Origin of the sequence: Desulfotomaculum copahuensis (assembly GCF_001655685.1) — a bacterium.
Lineage (GTDB): Bacteria > Bacillota > Desulfotomaculia > Desulfotomaculales > Desulfovirgulaceae > Desulfotomaculum_G > Desulfotomaculum_G copahuensis.
This window is the reverse complement of record NZ_LYVF01000174.1, coordinates 42,409-53,556: the sequence shown is the minus strand read 5'-3', so window position 1 is coordinate 53,556 and position 11,148 is coordinate 42,409. Positions and strand designations below refer to the sequence as shown.

At 61.1% G+C, this 11,148-nt stretch carries 9 protein-coding genes and 1 riboswitch; of the genes, 7 read left to right on the top strand and 2 right to left on the bottom strand.

Translation table 11 applies throughout. From position 1 onward, the window contains the following. Nucleotides 1–6 precede the first annotated feature (6 nt). The 5 genes from A6M21_RS13030 (at nt 7) to amrS (ending at nt 5,444) form a co-directional block, all read left to right on the top strand. On the top strand, nt 7–768 hold the full coding sequence (locus A6M21_RS13030; RefSeq protein WP_242868853.1) for a peptidoglycan DD-metalloendopeptidase family protein: 762 nt from the start codon (nt 7–9) through the stop codon (nt 766–768). A gap of 130 nt (nt 769–898) precedes the next feature. After that, nucleotides 899–1,306, top strand: a complete 408-nt coding sequence (locus A6M21_RS13025; RefSeq protein WP_066669544.1) for a bactofilin family protein — start codon at nt 899–901, stop codon at nt 1,304–1,306. 164 nt (nt 1,307–1,470) lie between these two features. After that, nucleotides 1,471–2,463, top strand: a complete 993-nt coding sequence (locus A6M21_RS18015) for a LysE family transporter (RefSeq protein ID WP_078060659.1) — start codon at nt 1,471–1,473, stop codon at nt 2,461–2,463. 339 nt (nt 2,464–2,802) lie between these two features. Next, the gene (gene amrA / locus A6M21_RS13010) at nt 2,803–4,206 is read left to right on the top strand and encodes an AmmeMemoRadiSam system protein A (protein ID WP_066669541.1); all 1,404 of its coding nucleotides are present in this window, start codon (nt 2,803–2,805) and stop codon (nt 4,204–4,206) included. A 203-nt stretch (nt 4,207–4,409) separates the two neighbouring features. Continuing rightward, complete coding sequence (gene amrS / locus A6M21_RS13005; RefSeq protein WP_066669539.1) at nt 4,410–5,444, top strand: AmmeMemoRadiSam system radical SAM enzyme; 1,035 nt, start codon at nt 4,410–4,412, stop codon at nt 5,442–5,444. Here amrS and A6M21_RS13000 read toward each other — a convergent pair. Together A6M21_RS13000 and A6M21_RS12995 are read right to left on the bottom strand one after the other, a co-directional pair. Continuing rightward, on the bottom strand, nt 5,426–6,544 hold the full coding sequence (locus A6M21_RS13000; protein ID WP_066669475.1) for a methyl-accepting chemotaxis protein: 1,119 nt from the start codon (nt 6,542–6,544) through the stop codon (nt 5,426–5,428). The genes amrS and A6M21_RS13000 overlap by 19 nt on opposite strands. 1 nt (nt 6,545) lies before the next feature. Continuing rightward, complete coding sequence (locus tag A6M21_RS12995; RefSeq protein WP_066669473.1) at nt 6,546–7,685, bottom strand: methyl-accepting chemotaxis protein; 1,140 nt, start codon at nt 7,683–7,685, stop codon at nt 6,546–6,548. A gap of 321 nt (nt 7,686–8,006) precedes the next feature. Next, nucleotides 8,007–8,206, top strand: a riboswitch (cobalamin riboswitch). 110 nt (nt 8,207–8,316) lie between these two features. Between A6M21_RS12995 and thiC the strand changes: the two genes are divergently transcribed. Then, complete coding sequence (thiC, locus tag A6M21_RS12990) at nt 8,317–9,615, top strand: phosphomethylpyrimidine synthase ThiC (protein ID WP_066669537.1); 1,299 nt, start codon at nt 8,317–8,319, stop codon at nt 9,613–9,615. Between the two features lie 246 nt (nt 9,616–9,861). Beyond that, a complete protein-coding gene (gene bzaB, locus A6M21_RS12980; protein WP_066669470.1) occupies nt 9,862–11,148 on the top strand; it encodes a B12 lower ligand biosynthesis ThiC-like protein BzaB in 1,287 nt (428 codons plus the stop codon).

Sequence of the window (11,148 nt, the reverse complement as noted above, 5' to 3'; positions counted from 1 at the left end):
GGGCTTGTGGTCGGCGCCGGTTTTGCTTTGGGCTATTACCAGGCCAAAAGGGAAGTGGCCAAACTTAATTACGTAAAAGCGGAAAATGTAAAACAGGCTTCCCGGGTCAACGACCTGCAGGCGGAAATAAACCAGTCCCAGAAAGAACTGGCCCAGGTCAGGGACAAGCTCGGCCAGATCAATGAACTGGAAAAGAAAGTGCGCGGCATGGCCGGTTTACCCGGTGGAACGGGGAGCGGGGGAACGCCGGGCGGGGGGCAACTGCCGTCCCGGGGCGGGCTGGTGGAGCGGGCCGCGCAGATGAACGCGGATTTAAGCCGGCGGGTTGGTGAGTTGCAATCGTTGGAAGGCCAGTTGCGGGATCATCTGGCCTATATGGCTTCTATTCCTTCCGCCTGGCCGGTCAGTGGGACCGTGACCTCCGGTTTCGGCTGGCGCCCCTTCCCGTTCGGGGGCAGGCAGGAGTTTCATGACGGCCTGGATATCAGTGCGCCCGAAGGCACGCCGGTAACCGCGGCCGGCAGCGGGCGGGTGGCTTTTGCCGGATGGTCCGCCGGCTACGGCAATCTGGTGATCATAGATCACGGGAATGGTTTCCGCACCTACTACGGCCATAATTCCGCCCTGCTGGTGAAAACGGGCCAGCAGGTGGAGCGGGGGCAGGTGATCAGCCGGGTGGGCAGCACCGGGTTGAGCACCGGTCCGCATGTGCACTTCGGCATGGAAAAGGACGGGCAGTTTGTGGATCCCATGCGCTGGTTGCAATGACATCCAAAAGGTGCCGGAACCGGGAAACCCAAATACATATATTCCGGTTACCCGCACCGGACAACGGACCGGCAGGCGGCAAATTAATGGTACGGTTATTATAAACTTCAAAAAGAGAGGGGTTATATTTGTGATTGGCAAAAAAACGGCGCCCAAAGTGAGCACGCACATTGATACCTGGCTGGGGAAGGACACCCGCATTGATGGCACCATCAAGGCGCAGGGCACTTTGCGCCTGGACGGAACATTCACCGGTGATGTGATCAGTGAGGGTGATGTTATTCTCGGTCCGGAGGCCATGGTAACAGGAAATATCGAAGCGGGGAACATTTTACTGGCCGGCCGTTTAAAAGGGGATGTCATGTCCACCGGGCGGGTGGAAATGGCGGCCTCGGGGAGGCTGGAAGGAAATATTAACGCCCGGGCGCTGGTGGTCAACGAAGGAGCGGTTATTCTCGGCCACTGCCGCTCCGGGCAGATTACCGACAAGTCGAATCAGGGTGAAGTGATCAAATTGCGGGAGGAAAACCTGGCCTGAGCTCGCCGGATGGTACAAGGGGAACACTGTTACAGCCACCTGACGGTGGCTTTTTTGTCCGGCCGGGTTGCCATGCTTTGTGCTTGAGTGATCCAATTTTCGGTGATACAATGTACTAAAAGTTGGCTGAATGGCTGAATAATTATTGCCCCGGGGGGATTGGCTTGGAACTGGCGGTTATTTTTTCGACAGCCTTTGTGGTCGGGTTTTCCGGGGCCATGATGCCGGGGCCTTTGTTGACGGCGGCCATTACGGAAAGCGCCCGGCGGGGGTTTATAGCCGGCCCGTTGCTCGTCCTGGGACACGGCATTTTGGAAGGCGCCCTAGTGGTCGCCCTGGCTCTTGGTCTGGCGGCGCTGCTTACCGCGCCGGCGGTAGCGCCGGTCATTGCCGTGGTGGGCGGTTTGTTTCTGCTCTACATGGGCTGGGGGATGGCCCGGGACGCCCTTGCCGGCCGGGTCAGCCTGGCGGAAAATATGTCCGGTGGGCGGTCAATGACATTGCCGGAAGAGGTGGATGAACCATTATCCGGTAATTTGGCCGGCGGTACCGGGACCGTTCCGGTGGCCGCTGCACGGGATGGCGGACCGCCTGCCGGCGGCACGGCAACAGAGGCGGAAGTTGTTCCGGCCGCCAGGTTGTACGGGAGCGGTAGGCCCCCTGTCAGCGGTATGGCAACGAGCGGGGCCGCCGTTCCACCCGGGGGGACCGGACCGGATGGTGCGTCTACCGGCGGTATGGCAGCAGATACGGAAGCTGTCCCGGCCGGGGTATACGGGGGCGGTGGTGTTGCAGCGGTCATGGCGACTGGTGTTCCCGGACCGGCCAGTGTCCGGCGGCATGGCCTGCACCCGGTGCTGTCCGGCCTGCTGCTCAGCATGTCCAACCCTTACTGGAGCCTGTGGTGGGCTACCGTCGGGCTGGGCTATATCACTCTTTCCCTGCGCCAGGGGACGATCGGCCTGGTCAGCTTTTTCAGCGGTCACATTCTGTCCGACCTGGCCTGGTACTGCCTGGTGGCGGCGGCGGTGGCCGGCGGACGCCGGTTTTTGAGTGATCGCCCCTACCGGGGGATGCTTGTGGTCTGCGGCGTTTTTTTGCTTGGCCTGGGCGGTTATTTTGTTTACTGGGGCCTGCGGACGTTCAAATTGATCTAAATGTAAAAACCTCCGGTTCAACCCGCCGGAGGTTTTTGCATTTGAGTCGCCCGGATTGCTGACGCGTTATCCCGCGGCATGCAAACTTTTTCGAAACAGCATATATTTATGCTACGCACCAGCCCTGAGAAGGAAAATTACCAGCTGTGAAGAAACATTCATCTTGTGGTCAGTTGCGCCGGCAGTCAAAAGATATTCGCCTGCCGGCGCCTGTACGGCGGCGTATTGGTGGATGGATTACAGATTGCGTATTATCTGCTGCTGTTGTATATGCTATTGCCGGGAACTTTGATGTGTACCTGGATATGCATATCTTTTCAGAAATTAAGGAGTGATTTTATGCCACTGGTGTTTTGCGGCGTCTGTCCACACCCGCCGATCATGGTGCCGGAGGTGGGGCGGGGTGAAGCGGATAAAGTGGCGGACTCCCGGCGGGCCATGCTGGAGTTTGGGCGCCGGCTCAAGGACAGCGGCGCCCAAACGCTGGTCGTCATTTCGCCCCACGGGCCGGTCTTCCGGGACGGCGTGGCTGTCAACGGCAGCCCGCGGCTAAAAGGTGATCTGGGTCAATTTGGGGCGCCCGGTGTGAAGTTCGATCTGGAAAATGATTTGCATTTGGCCGGTGAGATTGTGCGCGCGGCCGGGGAAGCGGGCATCACCGCACTGCTGCTGGACGACAAGAAGGCCGGACGTTACGGGGTGGATCTGGATCTCGACCACGGAGTAATGGTGCCTTTGTATTTCCTGCGGGAAGCCGGGGTGCGGCTGCCCCTGGTTTCTATAGGCATGTCCCTGCTGCCACGGCCGCGCCTGTATACCTTCGGCACGGCCCTGGCCCGGGCGGTGGACCGCGCGGGGCGGAAAGTGGCGCTGATCGCCAGCGGCGATCTTTCCCACCGTCTGATTCCCGGCGCTCCGGCCGGTTATGAGCCGCAGGGGCGGGAGTTCGACCGGCAGGTGGTGGATCTGGTGGGCCGGGCGGACGCGGCGGGAATCCTGGACATCAATGCGGATTTGGCCGAACGCGCCGGGGAATGCGGCCTGCGCTCGCTGATCATGGCCCTAGGCGCGCTGGACGGCCTGAGTGTGCAGGGGGAAGTGCTTTCCTACGAAGGGCCTTTCGGGGTGGGATACATGGTGGCCGTGTTCAATCCCGGCGCCACGGATTCGCGCCGGCGATTGCTGGACAGGCTGTCCGCCGGGCAGGGCCGGTTGGAAAAACAGCGGTTGTCCGGCGGGAGCTTTCTGGTCCAGGTAGCCCGCAAATCGCTGACCGCTTACTTTACCGGGAACCGGTTGTCCATTCCGGAGGAGGAAATTCCGCCGGAGTTCACCCGTCCGGCCGGGGCATTTGTTTCATTGCATAAACACGGTCAACTGCGCGGCTGCATCGGCACGATCAGCCCCCAGCAACGGCGGGTAGTGGATGAGGTGGTCGCCAACGCCGTCAGTGCCGCCATCCATGACCCCCGTTTCTATCCGGTGACGGAGGATGAGTTGCCCGAGCTGGAAATTTCGGTGGATGTTTTGCAGGAGCCGGAACCGGTGAGCGGTCCGGAACAGCTGGATCCGAAAAAGTATGGAGTGATTGTGCGCGCCGGTCACCGGTCCGGCCTGCTGCTGCCCGACCTGGAAGGCGTTGACGACGTGGCGCAGCAGGTAGCCATCGCCCGGCAGAAGGCCGGCATCGGCCCGCGCGAACCGGTGGAACTGCAGCGTTTTGAGGTGAAAAGGTATCATTGAAAAAGGCGCGGAACCAGTGCGTGATACAGCGGTTCGGGGCATTTGAAGGAAGAGGGCGTCAGTTTCCGCCAATGTTGAATAAACACAGGCCTGTTGCCCGGGCGTGTCTGCCTGTACGCTATTGCCGTTTAACTGCAGGCAAACGGGGAGCAGCATGACAAAGTAGTCAATTTTAACAATGCAGTGTCAGGGGGGTGGCGGCGGTGCACGAGGCGTTTTTTTATGAAAAGGCGGCGGAGGACAAAACTTTATGCCGGCTGTGTCCCAAGCTGTGTCGGATCAGTGAGGGGCGGACCGGCTTTTGCCGGGTGCGGCGCAACGAAAAAGGCGTTCTTTATACCACGAATTACGGGGAAGTGTCTTCTCTGGCCATCGATCCGGTTGAAAAGAAGCCCCTGTATCATTTTTTCCCCGGGTCGCTCATTTTGTCCCTGGGCACGGTGGGATGCAACCTGCGCTGCGGCTTCTGCCAGAACTGGCAGATTTCCCAGGCCAATGCCCGCACCAGACATATTGAGCCGGCGGGGGTGGTGGCCGCCGCTGAACGGGAAGCGGACCGGGCAGCGCCGGGACGGCCGGTGACCGGTTTGGCCTACACCTATTCCGAGCCGTTCATGTGGTACGAGTTTGTTTACGATACCGCCCGCCTGGCGCGGGACGCCGGACTGAAAAATGTGCTGGTGACCAACGGCTATGTCAATGAGGAACCGTTAAAACAACTGCTGCCATATATTGACGCGATGAATATCGACGTCAAAGGTTTTACCGAAGAATACTACCGCTCCGCCTGCGCGGGCCGGCTGGAGCCGGTGCTGCGCACGGTGGAGATAGCACAGGCTTACTGTCATGTGGAATTGACCACCCTTTTGGTACCCGGCTTGAACGACAACCCGGAGGACACCCGCCGCCTGGTGGACTGGGTGGCCGAACTGAACCCGGAAATACCACTGCATTTTTCCCGTTATTTCCCTGGTTACAAGTTCGACCTGCCGCCCACGCCGCTGGAAACCCTGGAAAATGCCTGGCGGGTTGCCCGGGAGAAGCTGGCCTACGTGTACATCGGCAACGCTCCGGAACTGGCGCGGGACGACACTGTATGCCCGCAGTGCGGCTATCTGGTAATCCGGCGCACCGGCTATGCAGTGGATGCCGCCGGCCTGGATAAAAACCGCTGCCGTCAATGCGGGCGGGAGATTTTACCGGTGCGGAATGTTTCCGCTCAACCCGCCCAGGACTGATAAACATTTTCAATGTTTTTAAACTGCTGCGCCACCCGGGCCAGTTCCCGGACGTGGGCGGCGCTTTCCCCGGCGCCGGCCGCCGCCTGTCCGGTGGTGGCGACGATGGCTTCGCTGCCGCCCACCATCTGATCGGTGAAGGCGGCCTGTTCTTCCGCCCGTTCCCGGATTTGGCGGATAACCTCCAGACACCGGGCGGTCATCTGCAAAATACTTTGAAAGGCTTCCCGCGCCTGTTGGGTCAGCACGGCGCCGCTACCCACCGCCTGCATGGCGCCGGCGGTGTCCTTTTCCATGGCAAAGACCAGGTCGGTAATTTGCCGGCTGGACTGGGCCGAAGTTTCAGCCAGCTTGCGGATTTCACCGGCCACCACGGCGAAGCCGCGGCCGTGTTCGCCGGACCGGGCCGCCTCGATCGATGCGTTCAAGGCCAGCAGGTTGGTTTGGCCGGCAATATCTTCAATCAACTGTACAAACTGGCCGATGGCCGCCGATTTTTCACGCAACCGCTCCATGCTGCGGCGCATACCCGTGATATCAGCGGCGAAGGTTTCCACCGTCCGGGTGCCCCGGTCGGCGATCTGCCGGGCCTCGCCGGCCACGGAAAAAGCCTTTGCCGCTTCCTCCGATACCCGGGCTGCCGAGGTGGCCAGTTTCCGGATGTGTTCCAGGATGGTGTTCAACCGGGCGGCCTGGTCCCGGCTGCCCGCGCTGACCTGTTCCATACCCGAACCAATCTGCCCGGCGCCGTCCTCCAGCGACCGGATGTTAAAGTGAATCCGGGAAATATGCTTGTTGTAGCCCTTGAGCATCTTGCCCAGGTTGGCCAGCAAACGGGCCACGTCGTCGCGGTCCCGGTAGCGGAATTCCCGCAGGCGCAGATCCCCCCGCGCGATGGACCGGCTGGCTTCAGCCGCTTCCTTCAGCCCGGCCAGGGGCTTGCCGGCCGCCCACCACAGGCCGCCGGCCGGGATAAGCATATTGAGCAGTATTCCGGCGGCCAGACGCGCCGGATGGTAGCCGCCCCACAGGCAGGCGGCCATGACGGCGGAGCCAATGGCGGCCATGATTAAGCAGACCGTGTACATGCGGGGAAACATGCTATTTTTTTCCTCCTTCTGCAAAATGGAATATGCCCAAAATTTTGTTGAAGGTTTCTCCCAGTGCGGAAACCTGGTGCACGGCGGCAGCCGCTTCCTGGGCGGCGGCGGAAACCTGTTGGGCCGCGGCGGCCAGCCCTTCCACCGAACTGAGAATGCTGTCCACCGATTCAGACTGATGGTGCAGTTCGGCGGCCAGGGAGCCGATAGAGGTCACCATTTCCCTGATATGCCCGTCAATGGAACTAAAGGCTGTTTCCACCTGCCGGCCGGTTTCCAGGCCCTGTTTGACGGCCTGCATAGTGCCGGTGCTTTCTTTTTCGATTGAAGCAATCAACTGACTGATTTCTCCGGCCGCCCGGGCCGACCTCCCGGCCAGCCGCCGCACCTCCTCGGCGACCACGGCGAAACCCAGCCCCCGGTTGCCGGCCCGGGAGGCTTCCACGGCCGCGTTTAAGGCCAGCAGGTTGGTTTCATCGGCGATATTGGCGATAGCGCGCATGATCTCATTTATTTCCCCCGTATTTTTATTCAGTCCGGTTATGGCCTGGAGCATGGAATCCATGCCCTCCGCCACCTGATCGAGCACCCGGCTGCCCAGCGCCGCCGCCTGTTCGGTTTGATCAGCCAGTTGCTCGGCCTGAACGGCCAGGCCGGACGAATGGCCGGCGCTTGCAGCCAGTTGCTGGGTGGACTGAAGCAATTCCTGAATTTTGACCGCCTGGTTTTGACTGCCGGCGCTGACTTGATCCACGCCGCTGATAATCTGGCCGCCGGCGGAGATGAGCACGTCCGAATGGCGGGATACATGGTCCAGATAAGCACAAATGCTGGCTTCCATTTCCGCCAGATTGGTCTTGATCCAGGCTGCTTCGCCGTGGCCGCCGGTTTTGATGCCGGTAATCAGCTCCCCTTTGATATAGCTGTTGGTGGCGTTCATAATGCAGTTCAGATCGCGGCGCAGGGGGGCGGTGAACAGGTAAAAAGCACCTGTGGCCAGAATGGTGCCAACGGCCGCTCCGGCTATCAGAGCGGGCGCCGTCCAGCCCCCGGCGGCGCCAACCGCCGTTACCGCGGCGGCTGAAAGGAGGCCCAGGGCCAGGCCGCCGCCGGCAAAAAGGGTATTTCGCAAAGAAGCCATCAGTGTTCACTCCTTTTTTACCGGCCGGGTGTTTCGCCGCCGGGGCAGACTGGCGGCAGCTTTCCGGGTGCGCGCTCTTTTTGCTCCGGACCAGGCGGTCCGGGTAAAATGACGGATTGGTGCAGCGTGGGCCGCAAGTATTGGCAATATGGGGGTAAAGGTTGCAGGTACTGGTAAAATAGTCTTGTTTATTAACTTACCACTTTTTGTTTTGTTCGTCCAGAGGATGAGTATATTTTTCCGGCCTGCTATTGACAGAATTTAAAGACTATGATAGTTTATAACAAACGCTTCACCGGCAAGGCCGGAGGAAGTGCTTGAAACGCATATAGCCGGACAGGTGCCCCTTAAAGAAGGGGAGAATAGGGAAGTCCGTACGGGAAATCTGATTTCCCCAAACGGCGCGGTCCCGCCACTGTATTCGGGGAGCCGGTCCCGGTCACTGGGTGCTGTACCCGGGAAGGCCGGGCACAGGGCGATGATCCGTCAGCCAGGAGACCTGCCTGCCCGGTGTGCTTGCCGCCTTCGCGGGTAAAGGCGGGTGTTTACGGGGATGATGGTAAAGTCCCCGGCCATAAATTTATTTATGGCCGGGGACTTTTTATTTTATCTACATGGAGGTGCTTTAAACATGTGCACACAACTGGACAGGGCCCTGGCGGGTGAGATTACGCCGGAGATGCGCCGGGTGGCGGAAAAGGAAGGGGTGGACGCGGAAGTGGTGCGCCGGGGAGTGGTGCAGGGGAGCATTGTCATCCCCCGCAACCGGCGGCGGGAAAACCTGGATCCGGTGGGCATCGGCGCCGGACTGCGGGTGAAGGTCAGCGCCAGCGTCGGCCTGGCCGGACAGGGAGCGGGCATCGAAGAAGAGTTGGCCAAAGTGCAGGCTGCGCTGGATGCCGGGACCGATGCCCTGATGGATTTAAGCATCTGCGGGGATATGGACGGCGCCCGGCGGGCCGTGCTGGCGGCTGCCACCGTTCCGGTGGGCACCCTGCCCGTTTACCAGGCGTTGACCGAAGCTGTCAGCAAGTACGGCGCGGCGGTGAAAATGAAAGTGGATGAAATGTTCGAGGTAATCGAAAAACAGGCCGCCGACGGGGTGGATTTCCTGGCCGTGCATGCCGCCACCACCATGCAGACCATCCGGGCGGCCAAAAAGCACGGGCGCACCGATTACCTGGTCAGTCACGGCGGCAGTCACCTGATCGGATGGATGCTTTACAACCGGCGGGAGAATCCCCTGTATGAGCAGTTCGATCGCCTGCTGGAGATCTGCCGTCGCCATGACGTCACCCTGAGTCTGGCCGACGGCTGGCGCCCGGGCTGCCTGGCCGATTCGCTGGACGCCGCACAGGTGCAGGAAATGGTCGTACTGGGCGAATTGGTGGCGCGGGCGCGCAAAGCGGGGGTGCAGGTGATGGTCAAGGGACCGGGTCATGTGCCCCTGGGGCATTTGCAGGCCACAGTGGTGCTGGAAAAGGAGCTTTGCCAGGGGGCGCCCTATTTTGTCTTCGGTCCGCTGGTTACAGATGTAGCCCCCGGCTACGACCACATCAGCGCCGCCATTGGCGGGGCCTTGAGCGCCCGGGCGGGGGCCGATTTCCTGTGCTATGTCACTGCCGCCGAGCACCTGGGATTGCCCGGTGCGGAACAGGTGCGGGAAGGAGTGGTGGCGGCGCGCATTGCCGCCCACGCCGCCGACCTGGCGCGCGAACCCCGGGCACGGCAATGGGATCTGGAAATGTCCCGGGCGCGCAAGGCGTTGGATTGGGAGAAACAGATCGCACTTGCCCTGGATCCGGCCCGGGCGGCCGCCCTGCGCCGGGAGCGCAGCCGGGACTCGGGGGAGGCCTGTGCCATGTGCGGCAAATATTGCGCCATGCAGGTGGTGGGCCGTTACCTGGGGCGTGAACAGGGGGTCTGCTAGGCACGGCCGGTGTAATCAACCATTCTTTTCAGCCATCCGGACTGAAACCGGTATAACCGGAGACTTTACCTTCAACCAGGGCCGGATTATCAAATAATTGCGCAAAGTTTACCATGAAGCAGTTGCGCAGTTGGACGTTGACAGCGCTTTCAAACGACGGGTATCCGGCGAAGCGAATGAGCGGATTGCTTACGCCGGAACGGCGGTAAAAAAGTCTGCTGAAAAACATAAGGAGATGAGACTGTCATGACCCAGTTATTATCAGCCAGAGTGGGCCTGATCACCCCGGAAATGAAACAGGCCGCCGCCGCGGAAGGGGTGGATCCGGAATTTATCCGTGCCGGCATAGCCGAAGGCACTATTGTCATTCCGAAAAACAGGCTGCGGCGCGGGATCAGGATCTGCGCCGTCGGACGCGGTCTGCGCACCAAGGTGAACGCCCTGATCGGCACCTCCAGCGACCGGGACGACCCGGTGATGGAGGCCGGCAAGATTGAAACGGCTGTGGCGGCCGGGGCGGACGCGATCATGGATTTGAGCACCGGCGGGGACATTGACGGCATGCGCCGGCTGAGCCTGGAAAAGTCCGTTGTGCCCATGGGCAGCGTGCCCATTTATCAGGCAGGTATCGAGGCCATCGACCGGCGGGGCAGTATAGTGCAAATGGAGCCGGAGGACATGTTTGCGGCAATCGAAAAGCAGGCTGCCGCCGGCATTGACTTTATGGCCATTCACTGCGCGTTGAATTTTGAAGTGGTGGAGCGGCTGCAGAAGACCGGACGGGTGACCGATGTGGTCAGCCGGGGCGGCGCGTTTTTAACCGGCTGGATGCTGCATAACCGGCAGGAGAATCCCCTTTATGAACAGTTCGACCGGGTGCTGGCCATTCTAAAAGAGTATGATGTTACCTTGAGCCTGGGCGACGCCATCCGTCCCGGCTGTACGGCCGATTCCCTGGATGGTTCCCAGGTGCAGGGCCTGCTGGTGGCCGGGGAGCTGGTGGCCCGGGCGCGCGAGGCCGGAGTGCAGGTGATGGTGGAAGGCCCGGGGCATGTGCCCCTGCACCACGTGGAAACGACCATTCTACTGCAAAAGCAGCTCTGCCGCCAGGCTCCTTATTTTGTACTCGGCACACTGGCCACGGATGTGGCTCCCGGTTACGACCATATTACCGCCGCGGTGGGTGGCGCTTTGGCCGGCGCCGCCGGGGCGGACTTCCTCTGCTATGTGACGCCGGCCGAGCACCTGGGCCTGCCTACGGAAGAGGACGTGCGGGAGGGGGTCTTTGCCGCCCGCATCGCCGCACACGCGGCGGACATAGCCAAAGGAGTGCCCGGGGCGCAGGAGTGGGACAGGCAAATGGCCCGGGCGCGGGCGGCCGGTGATCTGTCCGCCCAGGCCGGGCTGGCTTTGAATCCGGACAAGGTGCGCTGTTACCTGCAAAAAGAAGGGGCCGGCGAGTTGTGCACCCTTTGCGGCGACGACTGCGCCCTCAAGCTGGCAGCGGCCTACTTTCAGGAACAGGCCGGTTGA